Annotated in this window: 13 protein-coding genes and 1 tRNA gene; 8 read left to right on the top strand and 6 right to left on the bottom strand. The window is 65.3% G+C overall.

The window, feature by feature from the left end; genetic code table 11:
- Positions 1-50 precede the first annotated feature (50 nt).
- Entirely contained in the window at positions 51-1,814 is a 1,764-nt protein-coding gene (gene ggt / locus CI15_RS11200) for a gamma-glutamyltransferase (RefSeq protein ID WP_062127706.1), read from the bottom strand.
- A 262-nt stretch (positions 1,815-2,076) separates the two neighbouring features.
- Between ggt and CI15_RS11205 the strand changes: the two genes are divergently transcribed.
- Positions 2,077-3,801 (top strand): glutamine--tRNA ligase/YqeY domain fusion protein, encoded by a 1,725-nt coding sequence (locus CI15_RS11205; RefSeq protein ID WP_062127708.1) that lies wholly within the window; start codon positions 2,077-2,079, stop codon positions 3,799-3,801.
- 203 nt (positions 3,802-4,004) lie between these two features.
- Complete coding sequence (locus CI15_RS11210) at positions 4,005-4,898, top strand: transporter substrate-binding domain-containing protein (RefSeq protein WP_062127709.1); 894 nt, start codon at positions 4,005-4,007, stop codon at positions 4,896-4,898.
- Between the two features lie 27 nt (positions 4,899-4,925).
- Here CI15_RS11210 and CI15_RS11215 read toward each other — a convergent pair whose 3' ends face one another.
- The 3 genes from CI15_RS11215 to CI15_RS11225 all read right to left on the bottom strand — a co-directional run bounded on the left by CI15_RS11215 (position 4,926) and on the right by CI15_RS11225 (position 7,432).
- Positions 4,926-5,375 carry an NUDIX hydrolase gene (locus CI15_RS11215; RefSeq protein WP_062127710.1) on the bottom strand — a complete coding sequence of 150 codons (450 nt, stop codon included), beginning with the start codon at positions 5,373-5,375 and terminating at the stop codon, positions 4,926-4,928.
- The gene (locus tag CI15_RS11220) at positions 5,372-5,755 is read right to left on the bottom strand and encodes a hypothetical protein (protein ID WP_062127711.1); all 384 of its coding nucleotides are present in this window, start codon (positions 5,753-5,755) and stop codon (positions 5,372-5,374) included. Before CI15_RS11220 ends, CI15_RS11215 begins: the two co-directional genes overlap by 4 nt.
- Positions 5,756-5,863: 108 nt before the next feature.
- Entirely contained in the window at positions 5,864-7,432 is a 1,569-nt protein-coding gene (locus CI15_RS11225) for a methyl-accepting chemotaxis protein (RefSeq protein ID WP_062127712.1), read from the bottom strand.
- Positions 7,433-7,691: 259 nt separating this feature from the next.
- Between CI15_RS11225 and CI15_RS11230 the strand changes: the two genes are divergently transcribed.
- Positions 7,692-9,224, top strand: coding sequence for a metal-dependent hydrolase family protein (locus tag CI15_RS11230; RefSeq protein ID WP_153041096.1), 1,533 nt, complete (start codon positions 7,692-7,694; stop codon positions 9,222-9,224).
- Between the two features lie 65 nt (positions 9,225-9,289).
- Here the strand turns inward: CI15_RS11230 and CI15_RS11235 are convergent.
- Together CI15_RS11235 and CI15_RS11240 are read right to left on the bottom strand one after the other, a co-directional pair.
- A tRNA-Arg gene (locus CI15_RS11235) sits at positions 9,290-9,366 on the bottom strand.
- Positions 9,367-9,434: 68 nt separating this feature from the next.
- Positions 9,435-10,265 (bottom strand): undecaprenyl-diphosphate phosphatase, encoded by an 831-nt coding sequence (locus CI15_RS11240; protein WP_062127714.1) that lies wholly within the window; start codon positions 10,263-10,265, stop codon positions 9,435-9,437.
- Positions 10,266-10,856: 591 nt separating this feature from the next.
- Between CI15_RS11240 and CI15_RS11245 the strand changes: the two genes are divergently transcribed.
- The 5 genes from CI15_RS11245 to CI15_RS11265 all read left to right on the top strand — a co-directional run bounded on the left by CI15_RS11245 (position 10,857) and on the right by CI15_RS11265 (position 15,760).
- Positions 10,857-11,765, top strand: coding sequence for an aldose epimerase family protein (locus CI15_RS11245; RefSeq protein ID WP_062127716.1), 909 nt, complete (start codon positions 10,857-10,859; stop codon positions 11,763-11,765).
- A 155-nt stretch (positions 11,766-11,920) separates the two neighbouring features.
- Positions 11,921-12,643: a peptidoglycan DD-metalloendopeptidase family protein gene (locus CI15_RS11250; RefSeq protein ID WP_062127718.1), complete on the top strand. Its 723-nt coding sequence runs from the start codon at positions 11,921-11,923 to the stop codon at positions 12,641-12,643.
- Positions 12,644-12,747: 104 nt separating this feature from the next.
- Positions 12,748-13,074, top strand: coding sequence for a hypothetical protein (locus tag CI15_RS11255; RefSeq protein WP_062127720.1), 327 nt, complete (start codon positions 12,748-12,750; stop codon positions 13,072-13,074).
- Between the two features lie 1,001 nt (positions 13,075-14,075).
- Positions 14,076-14,384, top strand: a complete 309-nt coding sequence (locus CI15_RS11260) for a DUF2288 domain-containing protein (protein WP_062127722.1) — start codon at positions 14,076-14,078, stop codon at positions 14,382-14,384.
- Positions 14,381-15,760, top strand: a complete 1,380-nt coding sequence (locus CI15_RS11265) for an MATE family efflux transporter (RefSeq protein WP_062127724.1) — start codon at positions 14,381-14,383, stop codon at positions 15,758-15,760. Before CI15_RS11260 ends, CI15_RS11265 begins: the two co-directional genes overlap by 4 nt.
- Positions 15,761-16,010 lie beyond the last annotated feature (250 nt).

A 16,010-nucleotide genomic window follows, 5' to 3' on the forward strand; every position in this document is an offset into this window, starting at 1 on the left:
CTCCCCGTGTTCGACTTATGACCCGCTCGCGGCACCGCGCGGCGGGCCGTCTAACGTATCACGCGCGCGACGCCGGCACCACGGGGATCGCTGGCGGGCTCGGGCGTCGTGCCGTCCACGCGGATCATCTGCACGTCGCCGTTGAACGACTGCTGCTCGACCGTGTAGCCAAGCGCCTTCAGTTGCGTGGCGAGCTCCTCCGGCGCGGGGTGGTACGGCTCGAAGTAGATCGTCTTTTGCGGCAGCAGCTGATGATGGAACCGCATCGCGGCTAGCGCGTCCGTCGGCGACAGGTTGAAGTCGTACAGATTCGTCATTACCTGGAAGATCGTCGTCAGGATGCGCGAGCCGCCGGGCGTGCCGATCGCGAGCGCGATCTTGCCGTCCTTCAGCAGCAGCGTCGGGGTCATCGACGAAATCGGGCGGCGGCCCGGCCCGATCGTGTTCAGTTCCGTGTCGGCGGCGCCCGTCGGCTTGATCACGAAATCGTCCATCGCATCGTTGAGCAGGAATCCGCCGCCGTCCACCACCACGCCCGAACCGAAATCGCCGTTCAGCGTGTAGGTGTTCGACACCGCGTTGCCCCACTTGTCGATCACCGAGAAATGCGTCGTCTGCGCCTTCTCCGCTGCGGCAGCGCCGTCGGAACCGGGCGTCACCGGCGCCGCGGCGGGCGCTTCTTCGACTTTGACTTCGGCCGCGCGCTGCGCGAGGTAGGCGTCGTCGGTCAGCTTCGCGACCGACACCGGCGCCGCGTCGGGGTCGCCGATATAGCGTTGCCGGTCCGCGAATACGCGGTCCTCGATCTGCGCAATCAGCTGGATGTACGGCGCCGAATTCAACGCAAGGCCTTCGAACGCCGGCTGCAGATCGGCCCGCATCTTCAGCATCTGGATCAGCCCGATGCCGCCCGAGCTCGGCGGCGGTGCGGTGATCACCCGGTAGCCGTGCCAGTCGGCGGCGAGCGGTTCGCGCCACACCGCCTTGTACTGGCTCAGATCCCGGTTGGTGATCAATCCATGGCCATACATCTGCGCGACGATCATCCCGGCCGTGCGGCCCTCGTAGAATTCGCGGCCGCCGTCGCTGGCGATCCGCCCGAGCGTCTGCGCGAGCTCCGGCTGACGCAGCGTCGCGCCCGCCTTCAGATTCGCGAAATAGGCGTCGAAATTGGTCTTGCCGGAGAAATTCTTCGCGGCCGCGTCGCGCCGCTGCTGCAGCCGCGGGTCGACCTGGAAGCCATCGGTCGCGTAATGAATCGCGGGCGCGAGCACCTGGTTCCATTTGAGCTTGCCGAAGCGCCGCTGCGCTTGCCACATGCCGTCGACGGTGCCCGGCACCGCCACCGCGCGATGACCGACGATGCTCATCCCCGGCACGACGTTGCCTTTGTCGTCGAGATACATGTCGCGGGTCGCCTGCTGCGGCGCGCGCTCGCGATAGTCGAGAAAATACGGCTTGCCGTCGACCAGCAACGTCATGAAACCGCCGCCGCCGAGGTTGCCGGCGTCTGGCCGCGTAACGGCGAGCGTGAAGGCCATCGCGACCGCGGCATCGACCGCGTTGCCGCCAGCGGCGAAAATCTGCTGCGCGGTGTCGGCGCTGTAGCGATCCGGCGCGGCGAGCGCCGACGCATCAAGCGCCGGCTTCGGCGTCGGCGTTTTTGCGGCGGCGGGCAACGGCGCGGCCACGTTCACGACGAACGCGGCCAACCAGGCCGAGGCGAGCACACGGCGGGTTCGGCAAGCAACACGGGCGCTAGCCAAAGCGCGGGCGAAAGGCGCGCGAAGCGCGTCATACGTCGGGACAGACATCCGAGAAAACTCCGGCAACGAGGCGAGCACGGCGCGCGGGCCGCGCGCAGCAGCGCATCCTAGGTCGCCGCCTGGCGCGGCGCCAACCCGATTTACCTCCTGTTACAGCCCCATGCGCTCGCGGCCCGAACCCCGGGACGCTCGCCAAACCCGCCCCGCCGTTGGCTGCGCGCCGCAAGCGCCTGCCGCAAGCGGGCTCGTCAGGTAGAATTGACGGCTAAGCGGGCGCATTGCGCGCCCCTACGGACTCCCATCTTCTCGCATGAATACCGAACGCAAAGACGCTGAACGCAACGACGCGCCCGCGGCATCCAATTTCATCCGCAATATCATCGACGACGACAACCGCACCGGCAAATGGAGCCAGCGCGTCGAAACGCGCTTCCCGCCGGAGCCGAACGGCTATCTGCACATCGGTCACGCGAAGAGCATCTGCCTGAACTTCGGCGTCGCGCGCAGCTACGGCGGCGTGTGCCATCTGCGCTTCGACGACACCAATCCGGAAAAGGAAAGCGTCGAATACGTCGAGTCGATCATCGACTCGGTGCGCTGGCTCGGCTTCGAGTGGCAAAAGGAACGCACGGAACATCTGTATTACGCGAGCGACTACTACGACAAGCTCTACGAGTTCGCCGAGCTGCTGATCCAGCGCGGCAAGGCGTACGTGGATAGCCAGTCGGCCGAGGAAATCCGCGCGAACCGCGGCTCGGCCACCGAAGTCGGCACGCCGTCGCGTTTCCGCGATCGTTCGGTCGAGGAAAACCTCGACCTGTTCCGCCGCATGAAGGCGGGCGAGTTCCAGGAAGGCGAGCACGTGTTGCGCGCGAAGATCGACATGTCGTCGCCGAACTTCAACATGCGCGACCCGGTCATCTACCGCATTCGCTTCGCGCATCACTACCGTACCGGCGACACCTGGTGCGTGTACCCGATGTACGACTACACGCACTGCATCTCGGACGCGCTCGAAAACATCACGCATTCGCTGTGCACGCTCGAATTCGAAGACCATCGGCCGCTGTACGACTGGATTCTCAACGAACTCGCCGAAGCCGGCATCTTCAAGCGTCCGCTGCCGCAGCAAATCGAGTTTTCGCGCCTGAACCTGACCTATGCGATCACCAGCAAGCGCAAGCTGCTGCAACTCGTCAACGAAGGCCATGTGGACGGCTGGGACGACCCGCGCATGCCGACCATCGTCGGGGTGCGCCGGCGCGGCTTCACGCCCGAGTCGATCCAGCTGTTCTGTGAGCGCATCGGCGTGACCAAGGTCGATTCGTGGATCGACATGAGCGTGTTCGAAGGCGCGCTGCGCGACGATCTCGACGACAAGGCGCCGCGTATCGCCGCGGTGCTCGATCCGCTCAAGCTGATCATCGACAACTTCCCCGAAAACCTCACCGAGCCGTGCACTGCGCCGGTGCATCCGCATCATCCGGAACAGGGCCTGCGCCAGTTCCCGATTTCGCGCGAGCTGTGGATCGAGCGCGACGACTTCACGGAGACACCGCCGAAGGGTTACTTCCGTCTGTTTCCGGGCAACAAGGTGCGTCTGCGCTACGGCTACGTGATCGAATGCACGCACGCGGACAAGGACGAAAACGGCAACGTGGTCGCGGTGCACTGCAACTACTGCCCGGACAGCAAGTCGGGCACCGAAGGCGCGAACAACTACAAGGTCAAGGGCAACATCCACTGGGTCAGCGCCGCCGCGGCCTGCCCGGCCGAAGTGCGCATCTACGACCGGCTGTTCAAGGAAGCGCAACCGGACGCCGGCGGCCGTGACTTCCTCGAAGCGCTGAATCCGGACTCGAAGCGCGTGGTCCATGCCTACATCGAAACCGGCGCGCATCATGCACTGCCGGAGCAGCGCTACCAGTTCGAGCGTCATGGGTATTTCGTCGCCGACCGCGTCGATTCGAAGCCGGGTAAGCCCGTATTCAACCGCATCGTCAGTCTGCGCGACAGTTGGGGCAAGCCGGCATAAACTCGGGTCGGCAGCCCGGCGATCCGACGACCCGGCGTTGTCGGCCCTCGTGGTTGCAGGATGTTCGATCGACACTCACTGCGCGCTCGCCTGAGCGCGCCGGTCCGGGAGGTCCGATGAAGGTTGCAGCCCGCCGCGGGGAAGGCGCTGAGGGCACGGTTCGCCTCGCACGGTGCCGGCCCTTCCCGCGTCTGCTGCGCGGCATGCACGGCGTGCTCGTCGCGCTGGCCGCCTGCGGCGCGCTCGCGCTCGCCACCCCCGCCCGCGCGGACGAACTGACCGGTACGCTGAGAAAGATCCATGACGACGGCGTCGTCGTGCTCGGCGTGCGCGAGGCGTCGATTCCGTTCTCGTACTTCGACGGCAAGCGCACGGTCGGCTATTCGCAGGCGATCGCGATGCAGATCGTCGACGAAATCAGGAAAACGCTCGGCATGCCGCAATTGCAGGTTCACGAAGTCACGGTGACGTCGTCGAACCGCACGCCGATGCTGATGAACAACCAGATCGACCTGGAATGCGGCTCGACCACGCACACGGTCGAGCGCGAAAAAGTCGCCGCGTTCTCGAACAGCTTTTTCCAGTACGCGGTGCGCATGATTGCGCGCAAGAGCAGCGGCATCACCGATTTCCCCGATCTGGCCGGCAAGCCGGTCGTGACGACCGCGGGCACGTCCGATGAACGCCTGCTGCGCAGCCTCAATACCGACAAGCAACTGAACATGCGCATCATGAGCGCGCGCGACCATCAGGAAGCGTTCAACGCGATGAAGGACGGTCATGCGGTGGCGTTCGTGATGGATGAGCCGATCGTCTACGGCTTCAAGGCGACCGACCCGCACCCCGACGATTTCATCGTGACCGGCACGCCGCTCGGCTACGAGGTGTATGCGTGCATGTTCCGCAAGGGCGACGAGCCGTTCCGCGCGCTCGTGAACCGCGTGATCGCGCATTCGCAAACGTCCGGCGACGCCGAGCGTCTGTACCGGCAGTGGTTCACGCAGCCGATTCCGCCGTACGGCATCAATGTGGATTACCCGCTGTCGGAACAGAACCGCGCGTTGTTCGCGCATCCGAACGACCGCGCGCTCGATTGAAGGCGGTGTTCGATTGAAGGCGAAGTTCTAGAGCGAGCGGTGCAACGCCGCGAGCGACAGCGTGGTCTCGAAGAGCCGCGTCAGACTACGGCTCGCATAGCGCGGGACTTCGTCGATCGACGCCCAACGGTAGTCGTCCATCTCGGGAATCAGCGTGCCGTCCGAGCGGCGCGGAAACAGCGACGTGCAGGTACACGTGCTCAGGTCGAGTTCGTCGGCACTCGCGCGCGCTGCGAACAGATGCAGGTCCTTGTCGCGCCGGTAGACGAACAGGCCAAGATCCTTCAGACGATCGGCCTCGAGCGCGATGCCGGTCTCCTCGACCAGCTCGCGCAGCGCGGTCACGTGCGGGGCCTCGCCGTCTTCGCCGTGGCCTTTCGGGATATCCCAGTGAGTCGTTTCGGTGGCGTGCGCGAGCAGCACGCGCCCGTCGGGATCGAGCAACACGATCCCGCACGAGACGATTCGCGGACTCAACGCTTTTGCAGCTGCCAGGCGCCGCCAACCTTGCAGAAGTTCGGACGCAGGTTGATCGATTGCCCTTTCGCATTGAGTACGACGCCAAGGGCGCGGCAGGTGCGTCCGCCGTCGGTCGAGGTGCTGTCCATCGTGATGTTCGCGTCGATCTTCACGCTATTGCCGGTGCCGTCGTTGACCCACGTGAAGCTCTCGCCGTCCTTTTTGTCGTTCAGTGCGCTCATGACCGCATGCTTGATCGAGTCGTTGTCGCGCTGATGCATGTAGGCGAGCGGCGTGTCGTTCAGAAAGGCGAGATTCGCCGCTTGCGCGCCGATCGACGCGCCGAGCAGCAGGCTCGCGGCACTGAGGTGGAACAGCACACAGGTTCGCGTCGGCATGAAGGACTCTCCTCGAAGTGTGCCCGGCGCGCGGCGGCGCGCGGCGGCTTTTGATCCAATCCTCAAAAGCATAGCATGCACGCTTCGGCAGGTAGCGGCCCTCGACGCTCATCCACGCGCGGCGGCCGTGCCCTGCAGGCGGAACATGTTGACGACGTCGCGCAGCATCTGCGCCTGTTCCTGCATCGACTGCGCGGCGGCCGCGGCCTGCTCGACCATCGCGGCGTTCTGCTGGGTGGTCTCGTCCATCTGCGCGATCGCCAGGTTGACCTGCTCGATGCCGCGGCTCTGCTCGTCGGAGGCGGCGGAAATCTCGCTGATGATGTCCGTCACGCGCTTCACCGCATCGACGAGCGAGTCCATCGTGCCGCCCGCCTTCTCGACGAGCGCCTTGCCGCTGCCGACGCGCTCGACCGAATCCTCGATCAGCGACTTGATTTCCTTGGCCGCGTCGGCGCTGCGGCGCGCGAGGTTGCGCACTTCGCCCGCGACGACCGCGAAACCGCGCCCCTCTTCGCCCGCGCGCGCCGCCTCGACGGCCGCGTTCAGCGCGAGGATGTTGGTCTGGAACGCGATGCTCTCGATCACGCCGATGATATCGACCACCCGTGTCGAGCTCGCCGCGATGCTCTGCATGTTCGCGACGACCTGCTGCACGGCCTCGCCGCCTTCGTTCGCGAGTTGCGAGGCGGAGCGCGCCATGCGGTTGGCCTGCAGCGCGTTGTCGGCGTTCTGCTTGACGGTCGCCGTCAGCTGCTCCATGCTCGCCGCCGTTTCGCCGAGCGACGACGCCTGCTGTTCGGTGCGCGCCGACAGATCGAGATTGCCCGCGGCGATCTCTTCGGCCGCGACCGTGATCGTTTCGGTGCCGCCGCGAATGCGCCGGACCGCGTCGGCGAGCCGGGTCTGCATGCGCTGCATCGCGAACAGCATGCTCTGCCGATCGTCGCCCGCGAGCGCGACCGGACGCGACAGATCGCCTTCGGCGATCGTCTCCGCGACGCTCGCCGCGTAGGCAGGCTCGCCGCCGAGACTGCGCTTCACGTTGCGGATGATCAGCACGAGCGCGATGGTGCTGAAGCTGCCGATCGCGAGGATCGTCAGCAGATAGCGCAGCAGATCGGCGCGGAACGCCGCGTCGATGTCGTTCACGTAGACGCCCGAGATCAGATACCAGTCCCACGCGGCAAAGCGCTTGACGAAGCTGATCTTCGGCACGTGCTCGCTCTTGCCGGGCAGGCGCCCCATGTAATCGACGAAACCCTGTCCCTGCGCCTGTCCAACCTTGACCATCTCGACGAACAGCAGTTTGCCGTCGGTGTCCGCGTAGTGCGACACGTCCTTGTTGCGCAGGTCGGCGAGGACCGGATGCATGATCACGACCGGTGTCGCGGTCGTCACGATCATGTAGCCGCTGCCGGGGTAGAGCATCGCGGACAGGCGCGCCATCGCCTGCTGCTGCGCCTGTTCGGGCGACAACTCGTGCTGGTCGGCGCGCTGCGCGTAATCGGCGACGATGCCGTACGCGCTCTCGACGACGTTTTGCACCGCCGACTTGCGCTCGGAGAGCATCGTCGCGCGCGACTGCCACGCGGCCCAGCCACCGAGGCCGAGCAGGCCGAGCCAGGTAATCAGCAGCGCGAGCCAGAGTTTGGTGTTGAGGCTGAGTCGGTTCACGCGGGTTCCTTTATCACGGCACGTCAGACGGTTCTCGTGAATTAACGGCGCCGCGCGTGATTTCCTGAGTCGGGAAACACCTGAAGCGAGCCGTGCAATGACGTATCGGCACTGTGCGCGCGGGGTCTTGCCGCTCGCGCGCAACGGCTACCGCGCCGCCGGAACCACCTGCTAAGATGCGCCGAGTGCACGATGAGCGCCTGCCCTGGTGCAGCGTTGGATCGGCGGCGGCGTCCCCTTTTGAGCCCGGGAGTCTCGAATGGAAATGCAAGCATCGCAAGGCCACGCACGCACCGCCGGCTGGGGATGTATCTGCCACAGCCCGTCTTTTTTGCGGCTCAACGCGCGTCTCGATCAACTGCACCTCGAGGCGCCCGATCAGTCGATCGAGCCGCCTTTCAGTCATTCCTCCCTGCTCGTCCCGCCCGGCATGCTGCCGGGCGCCACGGCCGCGGCCAGCGCGGCGGCCCCCGCCGCTCCGCAGTCAGGCGCATCCGCGGGCACGCCAACGCAGCAGCCGCGCGTCGCCTTCACGAACATCCGCCTCTTCGACGGCAACAGCAAAACGCTGAAGAACGGCTATCGCGTGATCGTCGACGGCAACCGGATCGTCGCGGTCGAGCCCGACGACGGCCAGACACTCGACGGCATGCAGGTGGTGGACGGCAGCGGGCATACGCTGATGCCCGGGCTGATCGATGCGCACGCGCACATCATGATGACCTCGCTGTCGATGCCTCAGCTGATGGTCGCCGACATCGGCTTCATCAACCTCGCCGCGGCGAGCGAAGCCGAGCGCATGCTGATGCGCGGTTTCACGAGCATCCGCGACATGGCCGGCCCGGCGTTTTCGCTGAAGAAGGCAATCGATATCGGCATGATGCCGGGGCCGCGCATCTGGCCGTCAGGCGCGATGATCTCGCAGACCTCGGGGCACGGCGACTTTCGCATGCCGTTCGAGATTCCGTCGTATGCGGGGCAGTCGCCGTCGCGCGGCGAGGTGCTGGGCGCCGGCGCGATTGCCGACGGCACGGCCGAAATCCTCAAGCGAGCGCGCGAGCAGTTGATGCTCGGCGCGAGTCAGCTGAAGCTCGCGGCGGGCGGCGGCGTCGCGTCGAACTACGATCCGCTCGACGTATCGCAATACACGGAGGCCGAGTTTCGCGCGGCCGTCGACGCCGCCGAGAACTGGGGCACCTATGTGGCCGTGCACGCGTACATGCCCCGCGCAATCCGCACCGCGGTGCGCGGCGGCGTGCGCTGCATCGAGCACGGCCAGCTGATGGACGAGGAAACCGCCAAGCTGCTCGCCGGCGAAGGCATCTGGATCAGCCTGCAACCGTTTCTCGACGACGAGGACGCGATCTTTTTCCCGGCGGGATCGCCAAGCCGCGCGAAGCAGATCGAGATGTCGAACGGTACGGACACGGCCTACGCGCTCGCGAAGAAACACGGCCTGAAAACCGCATGGGGCACCGACACGCTGTTCGACGCGAAGCTCGCGACCCGTCAGGGCGCGCAGCTCGCCAAGATGACGCGCTGGTACGAAGCCGTCGACGTGCTGACGATGGCGACGAGGACCAATGCGGAACTGCTGGCGATGGCGGGGCCGCGCAACCCCTACCCCGGCAAGCTCGGCGTGATCGAGCCGGGCGCGCTCGCGGACATGTTGATCGTCCGGGGCGATCCGCTCGCGAATATCCAGCTGCTCGCCGATCCGGGGAGCAACCTCGCGGTCATCATGAAGGATGGGCGGATCTACAAGAACACGCTGGGTGTGGCGTTCAACTGATCCGCACGGGACGCAAAAAGACAAAAAGGGTTACAGGCAGGCGGCCTGTAACCCTTCGATGATTCTGGTACGGCAGGAGGGGCTCGAACCCCCGACCCTCGGCTTAGAAGGCCGATGCTCTATCCAGCTGAGCTACTGCCGTATTGAAACCAAAATTCTAACTGACCTGCAACCAACCGGGCCCGGATTATAACCGATCGCCCGGCGCGCTCAGACCGGCTGCGGATGCAGCAGGAACCAGCCGAGGAACACGATCCCGGCGATCGCGCAATACACGCCGAACGACGCGAGACGTCCGCGGCCTTCGAAATAGCGCATCAGAAAACGCACGCTCAGGTACGCGGCGATCGCGGTCAGCACGCCGCCGAGCGCCGCGTCGGCGAGTTGGCTCGGCGCGTGCAGCAGCTTCGGCAGTTCGAGCACGCCAGCCGCGAAAATGATCGGCGTGCCGAGCAGAAACGAGAACTCGGCGGCTTTCTCGGTGGTGAGGCCAGCCGCATTGCCGGCGATCATCGTCAGGCCGCTGCGCGAAAAGCCCGGAATCAGCGCGCCGATCTGCGCGAGACCGACGAAGAACGCCTGCCCGAACGTCAGCTTCTCCGGCGCCTGATGCACGCGCGTGCGTTGCAGACGATCGCCGAACCACAGCAGCACACCATTGACGATCAGCGCAATCGCCACGATCCGCAGATCATGAAAAATCGCCTCGAGGCGCTTCTCCAGCACGAGGCCGACGAGACCCGCCGGGATCGTGCCGATGATCAGCGCCCACATCATGTGACCGTCGTCATTGCGGCGCCCGCCGAGCGAGGCGAAGAAACCGCGCACCAGCGCGCACCAGCGTGCGCGGAAGTACCACAGCAGCGCAAACGCGGTGCCCAGGTGCAGGGCGACCAGGAACGGCAGCAGTTGGGGCGCATGCTTATCGATATGGATGCCGAACAGCGCCGGCACGAGCAGCGTGTGGCCCAGGCTGCTCACTGGGAACAATTCGGTGACGCCTTGCAGCACGCTCAGGAAAATCAGAAACCACAGGTTCACGCGGCGGTCCTTGTAAGGAAATTGTCGGGGAACAGCGCGCCGCACAAAGAGGAAGCCGGCGCGTCAAAAGCGCACCGATTATGCCTGGCTGCTCACTCAGCGCCAAGCGGTTAGGCCACATTCGGAGATATTTTGACGCGCTGCGTCACAACTCGACACGGTTGTTACGCGAGAGCAAGGAAGTCGGCTGCGCAGATGAGCGCAGCGATGTATTGCGAAGAGTGACGAAAGACCGACGACGGAGTCAGCGTTTGAGCGAGTGGAAGAAGAAGTACGTGCTGGCCGTGAAAATACCGAACAAGGCGACCGCCATTGCCGTTGCGAGATCCATGATGCCTCCTGAGCCGATTCGCCCGGGAGTCGAATTGACCGGACGCTCAGCCGGATTATCGGTAACGTTAGCGCTTTCGCGACACCCGCAATTTCCCGGGAAGGGTTTCCCCGTAGCGCAAAGCAGCGCAAAATCGCGGTTTCGCCGCGCGCGACACAGTCGCGGCGACTGGCGCGAAACGCCGCTTCCATGCAGATGCAGCAGCCGACGCGCGTCCGCTTTTGCGCGCCCCTCAACCTTTATCTGGCTACCCATTGACCATGCCCCTCTCCCCGGAACAGGACATTCTCGAGATCGCCCAGGACGCCTCCGTGCTCCGCTTTTCGCCGCAAGCCGGCGGCCGTCTGCTGTCGTGGACGATCGACGGCGAAGAGGTGATCCACTGGCCCGAGCACGCCGACTGGAGCGTGCCCGCGCGGATTCGCGGCGGCAACCCGCTGCTGTTTCCGTTTCTCGGCCGCCATCGCGTCGACGGCAAGATCGGCTATTGGCGTGACGCCCAGGGCACCGTGCGCGAGCTGCCGATGCACGGCTTCGCGCGCGACCTGCCGTTCGAGCCCCACGCCGACGTGCATGGCGCCGGCCTGCGCATGGTCCTGACCGACAGCGAAGCGACCCGCGGCTTCTATCCGTTCGGCTTTCGCTTCGAGGCCGCCTACGAGCTCGTCGATCCGCGCACGCTCGAGGTGACGCTCACCACCACCAATACCGGCGACACGCGTCTGCCCTACTACGCCGGCCATCATTTCTACTTCACGCTGCCGCATACGCAGCGCGCGCAAACGACGATCGAGCTGCCGCGCACCGAGCGGTGCCGTCAGCTCGAAGACGGCTCGATCAGCGCCGCCGAGCCAGGTGAAGCGAGCTACACGCTCGACGAGGACCGCATCTACGACCGTTTCCATTGCCTGAGCGGCACGCCCGATCGGCCGGTGCGGGTCGAAGCGCCGGGGATCAACCGCGTGATCACGATCGATCTGCAGCGGCCGGGCTCGGTCGCCTGGTATTCGGTCACGACGTGGACCGAAACGCCGCAGTCGGACTTTTACTGCGTGGAACCGTGGCTCGGGCTGCCCGATGCGATCCATAACGGCCGGGGTTTGCGCTGGCTCGAACCGGGACAGACCGAAACGGCGGCACTGCGCATTACCGTCGAGAAAACCGGCTGAGATCCCGCCGTTCGCGGCGGCCCGTACGACGTACCCGGCCGCCGCCCGGTCGTCCCCCTCGCGGGGGGCACCACTCAAAACCGTTAGAATCGAACGCTTTGTCTGTCTGTGCCGCGTGATCGGGATCGGCGCGCGGCAGCGCTTTGCGAGGGCCAATGCTGGATACAACAACAATCAAACGACTCGGCTGCGCGACGTTGCTCGCGCTCGTCGCCGCGTGCGGGTCGGCGCCGGTGGGGCCGGGCTACTACCGGGTCGAACGGGGCGATACGCTGTCGAAAATCGCGCGCGGCAATCGGCAATCGGTGCAGAACATCGCACGCTGGAACAACCTCACCAATCCCGACAGCATCGAGGTCGGCCAGGTGCTGCGTGTCGCGCCGCCGGGCGGCGCGGCGTCGACGAGCGGCGCGATTCGCAGCGGCGGCAACGGCAGTGGCGCTGGCAGCGCGAGCGCGTCCGCCGCGCCGCGTCCGGCGCCCGCGGATACCGCGCCGGCCACCGCGCCCACGCCGATCTCGCTGGTATGGCCAGCCGACGGCACCGTGTTCCGCCGTTTCGACGGCGCCAACTCGAAGGGGATCGATATTTCCTCGGCGGCCGGCACGCCGATCGTCGCGGCGGCGCCGGGTACCGTCGTCTATGCGGGCAACGGCCTGCGTGGCTACGGCAATCTGCTGATCCTCAAGCACAACGCCGACTATCTGACGGCGTACGCGCACAATCGCGCGCTGTTCGTGAAGGAAGGCGAATCGGTCAAGCGCGGCCAGAAAATCGCCGAAATGGGCGACACCGACACCGATCGCGTGATGCTGCATTTCGAGTTGCGCTACCAGGGCCGCTCGATCGACCCGTCGAAAGAGCTGCCGCCACGCTAGGGAGGACAGGCGCGGGAGCGGGAACCCGCCGTGCTATAAAACGCTCAATTCGAAGCGGCGTGGCTGCCCGCCACGCCGCCTCCGTTATTTGCAAGGAATTGGAAATGAAAAGCCCATTGGCGTGCGTCGCGACAGCGGCAACGATCGGTCTCGGTCTGCTCGCGCTCGGCAGCCTCGGCGGCTGCTCGACGACGACCACGATGACCTATCTGCCGAGCGGCGACACCGGCTTCGCGATCAACTGTAGCGGCAGCGACGCGAGCACGAGCTGGGCCGAATGCTACAAGCGCGCGGGCGAAGCCTGCGGCAACTATGGATACGACGTCGTTTCGAAAGACGTCGACAACGGTGCGACGTCGGGCGGTACGATTGGCGGGATTTTTGGCGCGAATGTGAAAAATCGCTCGATGGTGATTCGCTGCAAGCAGTAATGACGGCAGCACTGTCCAGCGCGCGCGGCCGCCCTGGCGATTAGCGACGCCAATCAACGGCGCCGCCAGCGCCCCGAGCGCGGATCGATGCGCGCGGCGAAGCGAAGCAGCAACGCAAGCGCGAGCCCCCACACGCCGACGAAAATGATCACTCTGGTCATGAGGCTCGCGTGGAATAGAAATAATCCGTCATCATCAGCCGTGTATGTGAATTCGTGGTGAACATCGGCCCGTCAGCTTTTAACATTCACGTAAGTCCATTAAAAAAAAGCCCGGCACGAGGCCGGGCTAACGGGGGTTCGGCGCATATCGGCAAAGGACCGGTTCACCATGCGCCAGAACGAAATGTAACAATGTGCATTTACAAGTGCAATCGATTAATTTCGCGGTCAATGTTACACGGCGTACGGATTCCGCAATCCGTGAATCGGAAATGTCGGAATGAGACCGGCTGAATTCGCCGCAACCGGGATTCTCGATGCGCCGGCTCCTCCATACGGGAATGCGCACCTGTCGCACCAGCCAATGCTCTCGGCTGGTCTGCGGAAAACCCCGCCAAAACAGCAGATGAAAGACGTCTGGCCGAATAACACTAACTCATTCGGCGTTACGACCCTTCTCCATTGAGAATAATAACTTGGTGCGGAAACGCACGTAACGCACCGATTAGTCGCGACGGTGCTTCCGAATAAGCTTTGATATTTCTTCACAACAAATTCGCGTATGGCGAAATATTCAGCAGTGACAAATCCGTCGACAATCCTGAAATCGCATTCAAACTGCGTTTCAATCTTCAATAATCCGACGATTTAATGGAGGCGGGCGTGGGAAGACAGGTGGCGCATTGCCGTCGTTGAATCCGCCGGCATCCAGGTTCAGAATCCGACTCAGCCGGTTTTGCGCGCAGCAAGATTGCCGGCCGCGTTTCGCCGGGCCGCCGCGCGGCCCCGGCGGTTCGCGCCCATGGTTTATAGTGACGACCCCGTTCGACCCCGCTTACGATGACTTCCAACGACGCCCCCCAAAGCCCCCTGTACGCCAAGCTGCTCGGCGAAACCGCCAAGATCGGCTGGAGCGAACTCGAACGTTTCTTCGCGCGGGGCATCCTGCTGCGCGTCGCGCGTGACCTCGATCTCGTGAGCGTCGCCGAAGCGATCGCCAGCGACGACACCGCTCAGGTCGCGCAATGGCTGTCCGCCGGCCTCGTCGAGCGCGTGCAGGCCGAGACGGCCGCCGATTTCGCGGCACGCGACCCCGATCTGTGGGCGGTCGTCGTCTCGCCGTGGGTCTGCGTGCAGGAGCGCTCTTGAGCGACGCCGCGCCCGACGCCGGGACGCCTGAAACCGCCGCATCCGCGACCAACGCGCCCGCGTTGCCGGTGCGCTGGCATCGCCGGGTGCTCGCGCTCGCCTTTCCGATCGTCCTCGCCAATCTGACGCAGCCGATCCTCGGCGCGGTCGACACCGCCGTCGCCGGTCATCTGGACGGCGCGGCGTATCTCGGCGGTGTCGCGCTCGGCGGGCTCTTCTTCAACTTCGTGTTCTGGGGCTTCGGCTTCCTGCGCATGGGCACGACCGGCCTCGTCGCGCAGGCGCACGGCGCGGGCCAAAGCGACGAACTGCGCAACACCGTCGTACGCGCACTGCTGATGGCGGCCGCGATCGGCGCGCTGGTGCTGCTCGTGCAGCAACCGCTGATCGACTACGCGCTGCGGCTGATCGGCGGCAGCGATGCCGTGCAGCGGCACGCGCAGGTCTATTGCCACGCGCGCATCTGGGCCGCGCCGCTCGCGCTCGGCAACTACGTCGTGCTCGGCTGGCTGCTCGGCACGCAGCGGGTGCGGCTCGCATTGCTGTCGCAGGTGTTCATCAACACCGTGAACATCGTCGCGGTCGTGCTGTACGTGTACGCGTTTCATTGGGGTGTGGCCGGCATCGGCGCGGCCACCGCGACCGCCGACGCACTCGGCTTCGTGCTCGGCCTTGCTCTGCTTTGGCACGGCAGGCCACGCGGCCTGCACGCGCTGAACCGCGCCGCGTTGTTCGACGCCGCCGCCCTGAAGCGGCTCGTCGTGCTCAATCGCGACATCTTCGTGCGCACGCTGTGCCTGCTGGGGTCGTTCGGCTGGTTCGCACATCTTGGCGCGCGGCAAGGCGATGCCACGCTCGCCGCCAACGCCCTGTTGCTGAATTTCCAGACCTTCATGGCGTATGGCCTCGATGGCTTCGCCCATGCAGCCGAGGCGCTGGTCGGCGCGGCGATCGGCGCGCGCGATCGTCACGCGTTCGCGCAGGCGGTCAAGGTCACCGCGCTGTGGTCGGCGCTCGGCGCGATCGGGTTCGCGTTCTTGTACTGGGGCGCGGGTGCGTGGATCATCGAGCGGCTGACCGATCAGGCCGCGGTGCGCACCGCGGCCGAAACCTATCTGCCATGGGCGGCCCTGTCGCCCGTGATTTCGGTTTGGGGCTTTCTGCTCGACGGCGTGTTCATCGGCGCGACTCGCACCCGCGAATTGATGATGGCGATGGTGGTGTCGCTTGCCGTCTTCGTGGCGGCGTCGTCGACATTGCTCGCATGGCATGGCAATCACGGGCTATGGATCGCGCTGCTGATCTTCATGGCGACCCGGGGGGTTACGCTCGCGCGTTATTTGCCGGGGATGTCGCGCCGGATTGAAGCGGCGTGACACGCATGCGGCCGGGTTCGCCGTTCGGCGAACGACAGACCGTTACGGCTTGAAACAAGCGCATACATATCGCATAACGCGCGCGCCCTAGAATGATTCCAGCCCGTGCTCTCCGCGCGAACAGTCCGCACGGGTCAGAAGTGCCGGCGTGCCCGCGCCGGTGCTTCGCCTTCCCTCGCCCTTTCCCAGCCGCCCTCGCTCTACCGACGTTCGTCTTCACGCTGCCATCGCTTTCGCTGCACAGCCTCGC

It is taken from the genome of Paraburkholderia monticola (assembly GCF_001580545.1).
Taxonomy (GTDB): Bacteria; Pseudomonadota; Gammaproteobacteria; order Burkholderiales; family Burkholderiaceae; genus Paraburkholderia; species Paraburkholderia monticola.